20 protein-coding genes are annotated in these 13,144 nt (G+C 65.8%); 10 read left to right on the forward strand and 10 right to left on the reverse strand.

Going from position 1 to position 13,144, the window contains the following annotated elements; genetic code table 11:
* The first annotated feature begins 22 nt into the window (after positions 1-22).
* From ACZYZ7_RS19250 to ACZYZ7_RS19260, 3 genes are all read left to right on the forward strand, one after another.
* On the forward strand, positions 23-1,822 hold the full coding sequence (locus ACZYZ7_RS19250) for an acetyl/propionyl/methylcrotonyl-CoA carboxylase subunit alpha (protein WP_450070303.1): 1,800 nt from the start codon (positions 23-25) through the stop codon (positions 1,820-1,822).
* Positions 1,823-1,909: 87 nt separating this feature from the next.
* A complete protein-coding gene (locus ACZYZ7_RS19255) occupies positions 1,910-2,242 on the forward strand; it encodes a hypothetical protein (protein WP_450070304.1) in 333 nt (110 codons plus the stop codon).
* Complete coding sequence (locus tag ACZYZ7_RS19260) at positions 2,239-3,234, forward strand: malate dehydrogenase (RefSeq protein ID WP_450070305.1); 996 nt, start codon at positions 2,239-2,241, stop codon at positions 3,232-3,234. Before ACZYZ7_RS19255 ends, ACZYZ7_RS19260 begins: the two co-directional genes overlap by 4 nt.
* A gap of 3 nt (positions 3,235-3,237) precedes the next feature.
* Here ACZYZ7_RS19260 and ACZYZ7_RS19265 read toward each other — a convergent pair whose 3' ends face one another.
* Entirely contained in the window at positions 3,238-3,783 is a 546-nt protein-coding gene (locus ACZYZ7_RS19265; protein ID WP_450070306.1) for a nucleotidyltransferase family protein, read from the reverse strand.
* A 197-nt stretch (positions 3,784-3,980) separates the two neighbouring features.
* On the opposite strand from ACZYZ7_RS19265, the gene ACZYZ7_RS19270 reads away from it, so the two are divergent.
* On the forward strand, positions 3,981-4,403 hold the full coding sequence (locus tag ACZYZ7_RS19270) for an STAS domain-containing protein (protein WP_463741518.1): 423 nt from the start codon (positions 3,981-3,983) through the stop codon (positions 4,401-4,403).
* Here the strand turns inward: ACZYZ7_RS19270 and ACZYZ7_RS19275 are convergent.
* Entirely contained in the window at positions 4,374-5,096 is a 723-nt protein-coding gene (locus ACZYZ7_RS19275) for an RNA polymerase sigma factor SigF (protein WP_286175270.1), read from the reverse strand. The genes ACZYZ7_RS19270 and ACZYZ7_RS19275 overlap by 30 nt on opposite strands.
* A 26-nt stretch (positions 5,097-5,122) precedes the next feature.
* Entirely contained in the window at positions 5,123-5,557 is a 435-nt protein-coding gene (locus ACZYZ7_RS19280; protein WP_450070308.1) for an ATP-binding protein, read from the reverse strand.
* Positions 5,558-5,698: 141 nt separating this feature from the next.
* Between ACZYZ7_RS19280 and ACZYZ7_RS19285 the strand changes: the two genes are divergently transcribed.
* Positions 5,699-6,043 (forward strand): hypothetical protein, encoded by a 345-nt coding sequence (locus ACZYZ7_RS19285; RefSeq protein ID WP_135453181.1) that lies wholly within the window; start codon positions 5,699-5,701, stop codon positions 6,041-6,043.
* Positions 6,044-6,106: 63 nt separating this feature from the next.
* Here the strand turns inward: ACZYZ7_RS19285 and usfY are convergent, their stop codons facing one another.
* From usfY to ACZYZ7_RS19305, 4 genes are all read right to left on the reverse strand, one after another.
* Positions 6,107-6,415, reverse strand: a complete 309-nt coding sequence (usfY, locus tag ACZYZ7_RS19290; protein ID WP_135453180.1) for a protein UsfY — start codon at positions 6,413-6,415, stop codon at positions 6,107-6,109.
* 242 nt (positions 6,416-6,657) lie between these two features.
* Positions 6,658-6,915 carry a DUF7218 family protein gene (locus ACZYZ7_RS19295; RefSeq protein ID WP_450070309.1) on the reverse strand — a complete coding sequence of 86 codons (258 nt, stop codon included), beginning with the start codon at positions 6,913-6,915 and terminating at the stop codon, positions 6,658-6,660.
* A gap of 16 nt (positions 6,916-6,931) precedes the next feature.
* The gene (locus ACZYZ7_RS19300; RefSeq protein WP_090432618.1) at positions 6,932-7,087 is read right to left on the reverse strand and encodes a DUF6131 family protein; all 156 of its coding nucleotides are present in this window, start codon (positions 7,085-7,087) and stop codon (positions 6,932-6,934) included.
* A gap of 7 nt (positions 7,088-7,094) precedes the next feature.
* Entirely contained in the window at positions 7,095-7,328 is a 234-nt protein-coding gene (locus ACZYZ7_RS19305; RefSeq protein ID WP_135453178.1) for a hypothetical protein, read from the reverse strand.
* A gap of 107 nt (positions 7,329-7,435) precedes the next feature.
* Between ACZYZ7_RS19305 and ACZYZ7_RS19310 the strand changes: the two genes are divergently transcribed.
* Together ACZYZ7_RS19310 and ACZYZ7_RS19315 are read left to right on the forward strand one after the other, a co-directional pair.
* Positions 7,436-8,062: a maleylpyruvate isomerase family mycothiol-dependent enzyme gene (locus ACZYZ7_RS19310; RefSeq protein ID WP_450070507.1), complete on the forward strand. Its 627-nt coding sequence runs from the start codon at positions 7,436-7,438 to the stop codon at positions 8,060-8,062.
* A 274-nt stretch (positions 8,063-8,336) separates the two neighbouring features.
* A complete protein-coding gene (locus ACZYZ7_RS19315; RefSeq protein ID WP_450070310.1) occupies positions 8,337-8,765 on the forward strand; it encodes an STAS domain-containing protein in 429 nt (142 codons plus the stop codon).
* Here ACZYZ7_RS19315 and ACZYZ7_RS19320 read toward each other — a convergent pair.
* Positions 8,762-9,118, reverse strand: coding sequence for an anti-sigma factor (locus ACZYZ7_RS19320; protein WP_463741519.1), 357 nt, complete (start codon positions 9,116-9,118; stop codon positions 8,762-8,764). The genes ACZYZ7_RS19315 and ACZYZ7_RS19320 overlap by 4 nt on opposite strands.
* A gap of 282 nt (positions 9,119-9,400) precedes the next feature.
* Here ACZYZ7_RS19320 and ACZYZ7_RS19325 point away from each other — a divergent pair, with 282 nt between their 5' ends.
* Positions 9,401-9,607: a hypothetical protein gene (locus ACZYZ7_RS19325; protein WP_450070312.1), complete on the forward strand. Its 207-nt coding sequence runs from the start codon at positions 9,401-9,403 to the stop codon at positions 9,605-9,607.
* Positions 9,608-10,035: 428 nt separating this feature from the next.
* Entirely contained in the window at positions 10,036-10,278 is a 243-nt protein-coding gene (gene mbp1, locus ACZYZ7_RS19330; protein ID WP_135453174.1) for a microaggregate-binding protein 1, read from the forward strand.
* Positions 10,279-10,435: 157 nt separating this feature from the next.
* Here mbp1 and ACZYZ7_RS19335 read toward each other — a convergent pair whose 3' ends face one another.
* Complete coding sequence (locus ACZYZ7_RS19335) at positions 10,436-11,122, reverse strand: PAS and ANTAR domain-containing protein (RefSeq protein ID WP_135453173.1); 687 nt, start codon at positions 11,120-11,122, stop codon at positions 10,436-10,438.
* A 72-nt stretch (positions 11,123-11,194) separates the two neighbouring features.
* Between ACZYZ7_RS19335 and ACZYZ7_RS19340 the strand changes: the two genes are divergently transcribed.
* Complete coding sequence (locus ACZYZ7_RS19340; RefSeq protein WP_450070313.1) at positions 11,195-11,767, forward strand: restriction endonuclease; 573 nt, start codon at positions 11,195-11,197, stop codon at positions 11,765-11,767.
* On the opposite strand, the gene lat is transcribed toward ACZYZ7_RS19340, so the two are convergent.
* Positions 11,764-13,098, reverse strand: a complete 1,335-nt coding sequence (gene lat, locus ACZYZ7_RS19345; RefSeq protein ID WP_463741520.1) for an L-lysine 6-transaminase — start codon at positions 13,096-13,098, stop codon at positions 11,764-11,766. The two genes, ACZYZ7_RS19340 and lat, sit on opposite strands and share 4 nt — an antisense overlap.
* Positions 13,099-13,144: the final 46 nt, after the last annotated feature.

Raw genomic sequence — 13,144 nt, forward strand, 5'->3', positions numbered from 1 at the left:
AGAGAACTGCCGAGGAGGCACCGTGGCCAACCACGCCAGCTCAAAGATCTCCAAGGTGCTGGTCGCCAATCGCGGGGAGATCGCGGTCCGGGTGATCCGGGCCGCCAAAGACGCTGGACTTGCCAGCGTGGCCGTGTATGCCGAGCCGGACGCCGATGCACCGCACGTACGGCTCGCCGATGAAGCTTTCGCCCTGGGGGGTCAGACCTCAGCCGAGTCGTACCTGGTCTTCGAGAAGATCCTGGACGCCGCCGCGAAGTCCGGCGCCAACGCCATCCACCCGGGTTACGGCTTCCTGTCGGAGAACGCCGACTTCGCCCAGGCCGTGCTCGATGCCGGACTGATCTGGATCGGGCCGAGCCCGCAGTCGATCCGCGATCTCGGTGACAAGGTCACCGCGCGCCACATCGCGGCCAAGGCACAGGCACCGCTGGTGCCGGGCACCCCGGACCCGGTCAAGGATGCCGACGAGGTCGTCGCGTTCGCCGAGGAGTACGGCGTCCCCGTCGCGATCAAGGCCGCCTTCGGCGGTGGCGGTCGCGGCATGAAGGTCGCCCGCACCCTCGAAGAGATCCCCGAGCTGTTCGAGTCGGCGACCCGTGAGGCCGTCGCCGCGTTCGGCCGTGGTGAGTGCTTCGTCGAGCGCTACCTGGACAAGCCGCGCCACGTCGAGGCCCAGGTCATCGCTGACACCCACGGCAACGTCGTGGTCGCAGGCACCCGCGACTGCTCGCTGCAGCGCCGCTTCCAGAAGCTGGTCGAGGAGGCCCCGGCCCCCTTCCTGACCGACGCGCAGCGCAAGGAGATCCACGAGTCCGCCAAGCGCATCTGCAAGGAGGCCGGCTACTACGGTGCCGGCACCGTTGAGTACCTGGTCGGCCAGGACGGCCTGATCTCCTTCCTGGAGGTCAACACCCGTCTGCAGGTGGAACACCCGGTCACCGAGGAGACCTCGGGCATCGACCTGGTGCTGCAGCAGTTCAAGATCGCCAACGGCGAAGCCCTGGACATCACCGAGGATCCGACCCCGCGCGGCCACTCGTTCGAGTTCCGCATCAACGGTGAGGATGCCGGCCGCGGCTTCCTGCCCGCCCCCGGCCCGGTCACCAAGTTCGAGGCACCGACCGGCCCGGGCGTCCGCATGGACTCCGGTGTGGAGAGCGGCTCGGTCATCGGCGGCCAGTTCGACTCGATGCTGGCCAAGCTGATCGTCACCGGCGCCACCCGTGAAGAGGCCCTGGCCCGCTCACGTCGCGCCCTGGCTGAGTTCAACGTCGAGGGCCTGGCCACAGTCATCCCGTTCCACCGCGCCGTGACCGCCGACCCGGCCTTCATCGGTGACGGCGAGAAGTTCGACGTGCACACCCGCTGGATCGAGACCGAGTGGGACAACACCGTCGAGCCGTTCACCGGTGGCGATCCGATCGAGGAAGAGGACACCATTCCTCGCCAGACCGTGGTCGTCGAGGTCGGCGGACGTCGCCTCGAGGTGTCGCTGCCCGGTGACCTGGCGCTCGGTGGCGGCGGCGCAAGCGGTGGTGCCGGCGGTGTTCTCAGGAAGAAGCCCAAGGCCCGCAAGCGCGGTGGCGGCGGTGCCACCGCAGCCTCGGGTGACTCGGTGACCGCACCCATGCAGGGCACCGTGGTCAAGGTGGCCGTCGAAGAGGGTCAGGAAGTCGCCGCAGGCGATCTCGTGGTGGTGCTTGAGGCCATGAAGATGGAGAACCCGGTGACCGCCCACAAGGACGGCGTCATCACCGGCCTGTCCGTTGAGGCCGGTGCCGCCATCACCCAGGGCACCGTGATCGCCGAGATCAAGTAACGCCCAGTTCTTTCCGTCGAGGCCGTAGTCACCAGGTGACTACGGCCTCGCTGCGTTTCAGGCGGGCGCCTATGGAACGCTGGTCCTGTGGAACCTGTGGAGATCAACAACGGCCAGTGGTATCTGCGCGGACTGCGTGCCGACGACCGGGTCGACGACCGGCCCGCGCTCACCGACATGGGCGAGGAGGACCTGGACTACGTTCACGACGCCATGGACGGCTGGGCCGACGACACCCGGTACACCTGGGCGGTATGTGAACCGACCACCGGCGAGCTGCTCGCGGAGGTCATCCTCGATCCCGTCACCGGATTCCTGAGCAGTCGGGGCCGCCCCGGCTTCGAGGATGCCGCCGCGATCTCGGAGGACACCGTGCGGCGGTACGCGACGGAAATCCTCGGGCTGGAGGTGCACACGTGAGCACGCCCGCGAACCCCAAGGTCGTCACGGTGACCGGTGCGGCCGGCCAGATCGGCTATGCCGCGCTGTTCCGCATCGGGGCGGGCGCCCTGCTGGGACGTGACGTCCCGGTGAAGCTGCGCCTGCTGGAACTGCCCTCAGCGGTCCGTGCGGCCGAAGGCGTCGTCATGGAACTGGTCGACAGCGCCTTCGATGGGCTGGTCGACATCGAGATTCACGACGACCCGGTGCGGGCGTTCGACGGTGTCGACGTCGCGCTGCTGGTCGGGGCCAGGCCGCGCAGTAAAGGCATGGAACGTGCGGACCTGTTGGCGGCCAACGCCGCGATCTTCGCCGAGTCCGGCAAGGCCCTGAACGCCGGCGCGGCCAATGACGTGCGCATCGTCGTGGTCGGCAATCCGGCGAACACCAATGCACTGGTGGCCGCCGCGCACGCCCCCGACATCCCGGCGCAGCGTTTCACCGCGCTGACCCGGCTCGACCACAACCGGGCCGTCGCCGCCCTGGCCACCCACGCGGGTGTGCACGTCACCGACGTGTCCCGGGTGACCGTGTGGGGCAACCACTCCCCGACCATGTACCCCGACATCTTCCACGCGGTGGTCGACGGGCGGCCGGGCTCCGACTACGCATCAGACACCGACTGGCTGACCAACGACTTCATCCCGACCGTCGCCACCCGCGGTACCGCGATCATCGAGGCGCGGGGCACCTCGTCGGCGGCGTCGGCGGCCAACGCGGCCATCGACCATGTGCGGGACTGGGTGGACGGCACCGATCCCGATGACTGGACGTCGGTGGCACTGCCTTCTCCCGGTGTCTACGGGGTCCCTGAGGGGGTTGTCGCCTCGCTGCCGGTGCGCGCGGTCGACGGAGTTTGGGAGATCGTGGAGGGCCTGGAGATCAACGGCTTCTCCCGGGCCCGTATCGACGCGTCGGTGGCCGAACTGCTCGACGAGCGCCAGGCGGTCGAGCGGCTCGGCCTGCTCTAACGGTCAGCGTTCGTCGATGTCGAGTCCGGTGGCCAGGTCACCGCATTCCACGGCGATGACGTCGTCGCGGCCGCCCAGGAACGCACGGGCCCCTTGGTCGCCGTGCAGCGTGGCTGCGAGGGCCGCCAGATGCCTGCGGGACACGACGACGGGGTGACCGGGGCGACCGTCGTAGTTGGCGCGTGCCAGGCCGGAGCCGGAGGCGCGCGCTGCGCCCAGGACCCGGGCCACGACCCCGGCCCCGACATCCGGGGTGTCGACGGTGTGCAGGACGACCCATTCGGCGTCGCCGACGGCCTCCAGTCCTTCGCGCACCGACGCGCTCATGCCATCGGCCCAGCGAGCGGCCACCACTGTGCGGGCGGGCGCAGGCACCTCGACCACGGCGGCACCGAGTACCACGATCACGTCATCGCAACCGCCGTCATCGAGTGCGATCACCGCCCGCGACAGCCAATCACCCTCTTCAGCAAGAACTTTCGGCATTCCGAAGCGGGTGCCCGCACCGGCGGCCAGCAGCACCCCGGCAATGGCGTTGGTGTTCGGCATGCGAAACAGTCTGACCTGGAACTATAAGAATCCACTCAGACAAATTGTTCGATGACCTTGATCGCGGTAGGGTCGTTGGCAGGTTGAGTTCACAGCCGCAGCGAGCGTCATCGACATACGCGCGGGAACTCGCATCATTGTCGATTGACGCCGCACCAACAGTACGAATACGTGTATTACGACTGATGGAGCTACCAATGACCGTCTTTTCGACGAGCGCACTGATAGACCAGACCGACGAATCGCCAGCCACATTCGCCACGCGCTGGCTGCCGCCGTCAACGGCGGTGATCAGCGCCCACGGCGAAATCGACGCCGTCAACGCAGCTGATTTCGCCGACTACGCGTTGCGGCACACCACCAAGGCCGAGCGCGTCGTGATCGATCTCACCGATGTCGAATTCTTCGGCACTGCAGGGTTTTCCGCCCTCATGGCCATCGGATTGCAGTGCTCGACGACCGATATCGACTGGGTGCTGGTGCCCAGCAGGGCCGTGAACCGGCTGCTGCGTATCTGCGACCCGGATTCGGCGCTGCGCACGTGCTACAGCGTGGCCGCGGCACTGTCCATGCTGAACGGCAAAACTCCGCTACTGCAGCTGGTCACGAAGTCGCGCTAGCGATTTCGCCAGCAGTCGCGATACATGCATCTGCGAGACACCGACACGCTCGGCGATCTGCGTCTGGGTCATGGATTCGAAGAATCGCAGCACCAGTACCGTTCGTTCCCGCTCAGGTAATTGAGCGAGCAACGGCCGCAAGGTTTCTCGATCATCGATCTGATCCAGGCCGTCATCCACATCGCCGAGCGTGTCGACTATCGCCGGCGCGTCCTCGTCGCCCCCGCCGCCGCTGTCGATCGACAGTGTGTTGTACGAACTGCCCGCGACCAGTCCTTCGATCACCTCTTCGCGGTCCATGTCGAGTTCCGCGGCAAGCTCGGAGGCCGTCGGCGCCCGACCCAAGCGCTGGGACAGCTCCGCAGTCGCCGCGCCCAGGCGCAGGTGCAGTTCCTTGAGTCGCCGCGGTACCTTCACCGACCAGCTGTTATCCCGGAAGTGGCGCCGGACCTCCCCCATGATCGTCGGCACCGCGAACGACACGAAGTCCGATCCGGCCTCGACATCGAATCGGTTTACCGCGTTGACCAGGCCGACCCTGGCCACCTGGGTCAGGTCGTCACGCGGTTCACCGCGGCCGTCGAATCGGCGTGCGATGTGATCGGCGAGCGGCAGGCACCGCTCGACAATCCGCTCACGTTGGCGTTCGTAGGCCGACGAGTCCTCGGACAGTCCGCTGAGTTCACGAAACATGTCGCGAACATCCGCATATTCGGACGTCACCGCAGCAGGCTCGCTCGCCTCGTCGTCAGGGTGATGCCGAATACGTGGCCGGTGTCGGGCCCGTCACCGTTGTTGAACGTCTTGACCTCGTCGGTCAGGGAACTCAACACGTGCCAGCTGAAGCTGCCCGGCTCGACCACCCCGGCGCCCGTGCAGGTGGTGGCGGCGGTGATGACCAACGTCTCATCACCCGGGTCGACGGTCAGCTGCAGGCTCGAATCCGGGACCGCGGCGCGGATCAGGGCGGTGCAGGCCTCGTCTACGGCCAGCCGCAGGTCGGCGACGACGTCGAAATCAAGGTCCTCGAATGCTGCTACCGCAGCGACCAGTGTGCGCACTACGGCCAGGTTCTCCAACCTGGCAGCGACCCGAATCTCCACCGCCCGCTCCGTGCGGTGCGGCGGCCTGGGTTGGCCTTGTTCGTCGGCCATCTCACCTCCCGACATCTCGGATCGACAGTATCCCAAGCTGGGACCCCCGCCAGGGATGCCCATCGTTGCGTAACCCGAAACCTGTGATCAACGTGGGCTGCCACCCGTGCAGAAGTCCCCGAAACTGGGTATGCGGACGCCATGACCGAATCACAGACTGTGCAGACACAGCACAACGGCCAGCGCCGGATGCGGATTTCGCTGACCTGGGTACTGGTCCTGTTGACAGTGCCCGCTGCCGTCGCGGTGTACCTGTACGGCATGGCTGCGGTGATGAGCATGGCCGGCTGCACCGGCGAGGGCTGTGCGACCAAGGGTCCAGGAGAATTCTGGTTCGGGATCCTGTTCTACGGCGCGCCCGTGGTGCCGGTGGTGACGATCGCCGTATCGATCTTCACCTCCCGGCTTCGGTACGGCATTCTCGTCCCACTGGCCGGATTAGCTTTGTTGGCGATCGATTTCGCCGTACTGGCACTCACCTTCTGAGCACCCACCGCACCACAAGACACGGACCCGGCCGCACCGCGGCCGGGTCGCTCGGCGCGGACGTCAGCTGCTCGGCCGCTGCCGCATGACGCCGGGATGATCTGTGTACCAGCGATCCTCGATACGCCGCACCCGCATATGTTCGAGCGCCAGCCACATCGATCCGATGACGAATCCGGCCGCAGACAATGTGCCTACGGTCAGGCCCACATCGGAGTGGCCAGTGGCGAAAGCCGCCAAAGTGCCGACGAACAGCACCAGCCCCACGAGGATCAATACCAGCGCGGGCAAGATGACGTTGTCCTTCATCGACTCTCCGGCGTGCGGTCGGGTTGTCCGAGCGTGATCAACCGGATCTTTTGGGCCGTGCATGGCTGCTCCTTCCCGCCATTCCTGCCCCACCTGCCGTGCATGGGCTGACTCCACGGTAGATCGCCTGGGCAGGTCTGGCGAGAAAAACACCATGATCGTCTACAACGGCCCCGGCTGAGGCCAGACAAAGCGCCCTGAGCAGGTCATACGCCGAACAGACGGCACCGGTGGCCTCAGGCCGAACACCACGGCCCCGCTCCGGTGCAGCGGGGCCGTGGGCCGGCCTCCCCTCCGGCCAGGGATCAGTGGTTTCGGAGCATCCCGATCAGCTCGCGCTTCTTCTTGTCGGAATACCCTTTGATGCCAAGCTCTTTCGCCCGGCTGCGCAGATGGTCGACGGTCCAGTCGGCATAGGAACCGGACTTGCCGCCGGAGCGGCCAACGCTCGAACGACCCCTGGCGGCAGCGGCGTTGGAGATCCGCGCGGCCTTTTCCTTCGAATTGCCTTCGTCCCGCAGCTCCTCGTAGAGCTTCTCGTCCTTGATCGACGGATTCGGCATCGAGCTACCTCCTCTGTCAGTACCAGCTTCGCCGCCCGGCGACCGGCCGTCCGACCGCGCCGAGCAGCCAGAACACCCCGCCGATGACCAGCAGGATCACGCCCACCACCCAGAGCAGGTAAACATTCAAGATCAAGCCGAGGATGAGCAGAATTGCCCCGAGAACAATCATGGCGACCTCAATTCAGGGCGGCGATGGATTCCATCGCGCTGGGTTGCGGCAAACGGCACTCGTCCACCTTCGGATTGACGCCCGCATAGTTGAGCGGGCCGGCGAGGACCGTCAGCGCTATGGCCCCGGCGGTCGCGCAGTTAGTTGATCCACCATGGAAATAGTCGCGCTGCCAGGCTGCCACCACGCCGATGATCAACCAGATGAGCACGAGTGTTCCGAACAATCCACCAAGTCTCATGGCATGCGATGTACCCCGCTGACGCGTGGGTCAAACGTGCGGCCGACATCGCGCCCCAATCCGGGACCACGGCAAGCGTAGAGTTCGCGTTCACAGGAGGCATCGCGATGAACGCCGACGAGCCGTCACTCATGGACCTGGCACGTGACGAGCGAACCGACCTTGCCGAATTCCTCGCCACCCTGACCGCTGCGCAATGGCAGACCGAATCGCTGTGCGCGGGATGGACAGTGAAAGACGTTGTGGCACACGTCATCAGCTACGAGGATCTGGGTCCTGCGGGATTGCTCAAGCGATTCGCGAAGGGGCGGATCATGCGGGCCAACGAGGTCGGTGTCGCCGAATACTCGACGATGTCCACCGATGAACTGCTCGAGTTCCTCAACCAGCATCTGCGGCCGCAGGGGCTGACCGCGGGATTCGGCGGAATGATCGGATTGGTCGACGGCACCGTCCATCATCAGGACATCCGCCGTGCACTCGACCGCCCCCGCGCCGTGCCGGCGCAGCGCCTGCGACGAATCCTGCCCCTCGTACCGGGCAACCCGCGGCTCGGGGCGGGCCGGCGAATCAGAGGACTTCGACTGTACGCCAACGATATCGAGTGGGAGCATGGTAGCGGCCCCGAAGTCACCGGAACCAGCGAGGCGTTGCTGCTGGCCATGACCGGCCGCCGGCAGGCCGCCGAGGAACTCACGGGTACCGGCGCGAGAACCCTGCTCGGCCGCCTCTGACCCCGACGTTGATCGCGTTGCGCCCCAACTCCTTCCGGATATCGGAGGTAGCGGTGTGGTGCATGTGGCCAACGCGACGGGAGAGTCACATGAAGCCCCTGGACCGATTGTTCGCGACCATGATGGGGCGTAGAGTCCAATGCAGGTTGAGTTCACAGCCGCCCCGGAATCGTCATCGGGTGCAGGGTCGTGAGGCTCCCGCACCCAGGGTTTTGAGCCCACAGAACCCGAAACGTGACGTCACCACAGTTTTCATACTGAGGAGTCAACCCAAATGTCTACCATCAACGTGGCGAAACGAGCCACACCACGTTCCAACGATCACACCCGCGCGGAATTCTGTGCCCAATGGCTGTGGCCGGCCACCGCCGTGATCAGCGTCCACGGTGAGCTGGACGCGTCCAATGCCGCTGAGCTGACCGAATGCGGAATCCGGAACAGCAGGCCGAGCGGACAGCTCGTCCTGGACATGACCGAGGTCGAGTTTTTCGGCGCAGGTTGTTTCGCCTGCCTGCATACCCTCAATGTGCGCTGCGCCGGGGAGAATATCGACTGGGTGTTGATTCCCAGCACCGCGGTGTCCCGGGTGCTGGGCATCTGCGATCCCGCCTGCGCCCTTCCGACCTCCACCGGCCTGCCTACCGCCCTGTCGATGCTGCGCAATCAGCCACGGCAGCTGCAGATGGTGGACGTGCATCGCTAACGGCTCGCTGAGGCCCAATCCCGCCGGATGGTCAGCGAGATGCCGACCACCCGGCCGCTGGCCCGGCGCCTGAAGTCAGCGTCGTCGACGAAGGTGTCGACCTCGTCGGTGAGCGCTTCGAGGACCCGGCGACTGAAACCGCTCAAGACGCTGTCGGCGTCGCTGTCGACACTGTCGCAGATGGTCGACACCCGAACACTCAGCTCCCGTGCGCGGGGGTCTTCGACCAGCGCGAGAGTGGCTCCGGGCGAAGCCAGGCCGATCAGCACGGTGCAGGCTTCATCCACCGCCAAGGCCAAGTCGGCAGCCGTGTCGCCGCTCAGATCCTCGTAGTCGGCCAGGCAGCCCGTCATTGCCCTCACTACGGCCAGTGCCTCAGTTCGGGCGGGCACCCGGAGTTCCACCGCTCGTGGTCCGCTGATGTGACCAGATCCCCGGAGGGGAATTCGCTGACCGTGCAGCAGAGTCAGCGGGTGCCTCGGTGCGCGGCCTGACGATGACATATTCGTCGCGTACCCACAGCCATCCGGTGACTAAACCGAAGAGCCTGACTCAATGAGGCTGCGCCGCAGCGTCGTCGGCGGGCCGGGCTACGGGAAGCGTTTGATCAAGGGCCCACTGGGTATTCCGGCCGTATGACACGCAACAACGTGCCCGACGAGGTGCCCCTGGCCGATGCGCTCGAGCAGCAGCGTGAGCAGAGTGAACCGGCAGCGGACGCCGAAGCCCCGGTCTCCGATCTGGACAGCCCGCCACTGGAGGCGACGGATCAGGACTGGCAAGAACAACGTGAAGTGGTCGCGGAGGATCCGGGTCTCGACGAGTTCGAGCGCGAAGGTTGATCCGGTCACATCACGCTGCGCGGTGGCCGCTCTCCGGCCCTGCGCGGTCAGCTATCGCGCGACCCGGGCGATGCCATACCTGTTCGACATAGGCCTGCTCGATCAGAGCACGCCTATGTTGCCAATCGATAACCTCGGCGATCCGCTCGAAGACGAGCTCTAACCCGCACCGATCGGGTTGTGCTGCCCCGGACATGACTGACCTCAATTCTCATTCTGCTTCGGAATACCCGGACAAGGACGCTCACAAACCGGGAGCGGCACCCAAACCACCGCTGCGACGGGAGTCTCCGCACGAGGCGAAATATCCAGCACCAACACCGGATTCGTCACCTCACGTTTAGTACGGGCCCATTCGGGAATCCAGGAGGATGCGCGGAGAAGCCGTGCGGTGATCACCAATCCACTCCAGTAGCGGAAAGGTAAGCATGACCGAGAAGAACTCAGGACCTCAAGAAGCCGTCAAGGGCGCCGTCGAGGACGTGAAGGGCAAGGCCAAGGAAGCTGTCGGTACCGTAACCGGTCGCGAAGATCTGGTCCGCGAGGGTAAAGCCCAGCAGGACAAGGCCGACGCCCAGAAGGACGTAGCGAAGAAGGAAGCCGAAGCCGAAGCCGCCCGGGCGGGCGCCAAAGCCGCCGAGAAACGCGAGCAGGCCAGCCAGCGCCCCTAATTGGAGCGCGAGCCCCGGCCTGTTTGAAGAGATGGCCCAGCCGCCATTGGCTGGGCCATCTCGAATGCCTGATCACGTCGGGATGCTCTGTGTACCAACGTTCTTCGATACGCCGCACGCGTAGGTGCGCGCTGGCGATCCACCACCCGGAGTCGGGCTAAACCTCCGGGCTGACCCGCAGGTGGGTGGTGAGCAGCAACCGGTCCAAGACCGCGCGGCTGGGAAGCGTCTCGCTGTAATCGAGATTCAGGAAATCCTCTGCCAGCTGTTCGGCCAACAGCCGCAGCTTGGTGTTGGTTTCCTGCGACCGCCACTTCAGCAGTTCGAACGCCGCATCCGCATTGATCCGGTAGATCAGCATCAGCATGCCCTTGGCCTGCTCGATAGCACCACGGGCCTCCGCGATCTCGGCCACCACCTCGCTGACGGCGTCCTCCCGTGCCTGCGTGATCGACGGTGAGACGTCGACATAGAAACCATGTGTTCCGATGACCGCGCCGGCATCGTCGAAGAGCTGATCCCCCACGACGACGACATGGTGGACATCGCCGGCTGTATCGATGATCCGGTGCCGGGTGCTGAACGCGCCGGAGGTGCGCCGGATCTCGAGCAGCGTCGCCGCCACCTGTCCGTAGTCCTCGGGGTGCTTGTGGGAGAGCACCAGCTCGGTCGTCGGTTGCACCGTACCCGGCTCATATCCGTGCATCCGCTCCACCTGGGGTGACCACTCCCAGCGCTCATCGGCGAAGTAGAACCGGAACCAACCGACACGCTGCGGCTCGCCGCCGGCAAGTGCGTGCGCGATCGGCGACTCGGCGTTTCCCGTGGTGGGCTCACTCGTCACAGCTTGAGATTATCGCGCGGAGCTGACGCCGGCTCACCGTATTTGTCACACGTGACATTTACATTCGACGCCGTGAGACGGCTCAGGATCAAGCTCTTCATCGCGGCCGGCGCGGCGGCCGCGATCGCGAGTCACATCGCCGGCGTCGACGCCGCATGGAGCCTGGCGATCGGTGTCGCGGTGCCACTGGCCTTGGCGGCGACTCCGCGGTTCCTGCTGGGTGCATTCCGGGGCGCGAGCACGCCCAGCGCCCGTGAGCAGCCGACGACCGAGATGACCGGGCTGGAATTCGAGGACCACGTGGCCCATGTCGCCCGAACCTGCGGGTTGCCGGTGATCATGACTCCGCTCACCGGAGACTGGGGCGTGGATCTGATCGTCGGACACCGGCCGAATCGGATCGCCGTGCAATGCAAACGACTGTCACGGCCGGTGGGCGCGGGCGCCGTGCAGGAGGTTGTCGCAGGCGCGCCGATGCAGGATTGCAGCAGGACCATGGTGGTCACCAACAACGAATTCACCCCGGCTGCACGTAAACTCGCCGAACTTCACGGTTGCGAGTTGGTGGGCGGAGCCGACCTCCCCAGGCTCAAGTCGATCCTGCGCCGCGCGGCATCTTCAGAACCGGCCACCGACCAGCCCTAGCCCGCCAGCGGTGATCGCAGCGCCTCCCGCACGGCGTCGAGGCATTCGTCGATCTCCTTGCGCGTGACGGTCAGCGCGGGCCGGAACCGTACCGAATCGGTGCCGCTCGGCAGCATGATGACGCGACGGTCCCACAACCGCCGAACCAGCTCGTCACGTGCGGCAGTGGTGGGCAGGCTGAACGCACACATCAGGCCTCGGCCACGTGGCGCGAGCACTGTGTCAGAGAAATCCGTTGCCAGCGCCGCTAACTGACCGAGCAGATAATCACCGGTCACCGCGGCGGCGCGCAACAGCTCCTCGGACTCGATGACTTCGAGGATTCGTCGTGAGCGCACCATGTCCACCAGGTTGCCGCCCCAGGTGGAGTTGATCCGCGAGCTCACGCTGAAGACGTTGTCGGCGACCTCGTCCACTCGGCGACCCGCCATCACCCCACACACCTGCGTCTTCTTCCCGAAGGCGACCACATCCGGGGTGACCCCCAATTGCTGGTAGGCCCAGGCAGTTCCGGTGATCCCGCACCCGGTCTGCACCTCGTCGAAGATCAGCAGAGCGTCGAACTCGTCGCACAGCTCACGCATCGCGGCGAAGAACTGCGGCCGCATGTGCCGGTCACCGCCCTCACCCTGGATCGGCTCGGCGATGAAGCAGGCGATGTCGTGCGGGTTGGCCTCGAACGCAGCCCTGGCCGCGCGCAGCGAATCAGCTTCGAGTGCGGCGATATCCAGACCGGGCCGCACGTACGGGGCGTCGATGCGGGGCCAGTCGAACTTCGGGAAGCGGGCCACCTTGACCGGATCGGTGTTGGTCAGCGACATGGTGTATCCGCTGCGGCCGTGGAACGCCCCGCGCAGGTGCAGCACCTTCGTACCCAGTGCAGGGTCGATCCCGCGGGCCTCGTTGTGCCGGCTCTTCCAGTCGAATGCCACCTTGAGCGCGTTCTCGACCGCCAGGGCTCCGCCGTCGACGAAGAACAGATGCGGCAGGTCCGGGTCGCCGAGCACGCGGCGGAAGGTGTCGACGAAACGGGCCAGCGGCACGCTGTAGATGTCGGAATTGCTCGGCTTGTTGACCGCCACCCGGCCCAACTCGGCGCGGAAATCTTCATCCGCGGCCAGCGCCGGATGGTTCATCCCGAGTGCAGACGAGGCGAAGAACGTGAACATGTCCAGGAAGCGTGCGCCGGTGCGCGCATCCACCAGGTAGGCCCCCCGGGAGCGGTCCAGGTCGAGGACGAAGTCGAAACCGTCGGTCAGGACGCTGCGCGCCAGGACCGCTCGCACCCGGTCTGGCGTTACGTGCGGAGTAGTCGTCAGCACTGCGGTCATGCCGCCATACTAACGGAATCTTTACGGCCATTACCCTCTACAGCAG

The organism is Mycobacterium sp. IDUB_17, from assembly GCF_055419465.1.

Bases quoted from the DNA above. Each gene is read 5' to 3' on its own strand.
- ACZYZ7_RS19305 (WP_135453178.1), bottom strand. From the start codon at position 7,328: ATGAGACTTGGTGGATTGTTCGGAACACTCGTGCTCATCTGGTTGATC.
- mbp1 (WP_135453174.1), top strand. From the start codon at position 10,036: ATGACCGAGAAGAACTCAGGACCTCAAGAAGCCGTCAAGGGCGCCGTC.
- ACZYZ7_RS19320 (WP_463741519.1), bottom strand. From the start codon at position 9,118: ATGACGGGCTGCCTGGCCGACTACGAGGATCTGAGCGGCGACACGGCT.
- ACZYZ7_RS19295 (WP_450070309.1), bottom strand. From the start codon at position 6,915: ATGCCGAATCCGTCGATCAAGGACGAGAAGCTCTACGAGGAGCTGCGG.
- usfY (WP_135453180.1), bottom strand. From the start codon at position 6,415: ATGCACGGCCCAAAAGATCCGGTTGATCACGCTCGGACAACCCGACCG.
- ACZYZ7_RS19325 (WP_450070312.1), top strand. From the start codon at position 9,401: ATGACACGCAACAACGTGCCCGACGAGGTGCCCCTGGCCGATGCGCTC.
- ACZYZ7_RS19275 (WP_286175270.1), bottom strand. From the start codon at position 5,096: ATGTTTCGTGAACTCAGCGGACTGTCCGAGGACTCGTCGGCCTACGAA.
- ACZYZ7_RS19300 (WP_090432618.1), bottom strand. From the start codon at position 7,087: ATGATTGTTCTCGGGGCAATTCTGCTCATCCTCGGCTTGATCTTGAAT.
- ACZYZ7_RS19315 (WP_450070310.1), top strand. From the start codon at position 8,337: ATGTCTACCATCAACGTGGCGAAACGAGCCACACCACGTTCCAACGAT.
- ACZYZ7_RS19310 (WP_450070507.1), top strand. From the start codon at position 7,436: ATGAACGCCGACGAGCCGTCACTCATGGACCTGGCACGTGACGAGCGA.
- ACZYZ7_RS19270 (WP_463741518.1), top strand. From the start codon at position 3,981: ATGACCGTCTTTTCGACGAGCGCACTGATAGACCAGACCGACGAATCG.
- lat (WP_463741520.1), bottom strand. From the start codon at position 13,098: ATGACCGCAGTGCTGACGACTACTCCGCACGTAACGCCAGACCGGGTG.
- ACZYZ7_RS19285 (WP_135453181.1), top strand. From the start codon at position 5,699: ATGACCGAATCACAGACTGTGCAGACACAGCACAACGGCCAGCGCCGG.
- ACZYZ7_RS19280 (WP_450070308.1), bottom strand. From the start codon at position 5,557: ATGGCCGACGAACAAGGCCAACCCAGGCCGCCGCACCGCACGGAGCGG.
- ACZYZ7_RS19265 (WP_450070306.1), bottom strand. From the start codon at position 3,783: ATGCCGAACACCAACGCCATTGCCGGGGTGCTGCTGGCCGCCGGTGCG.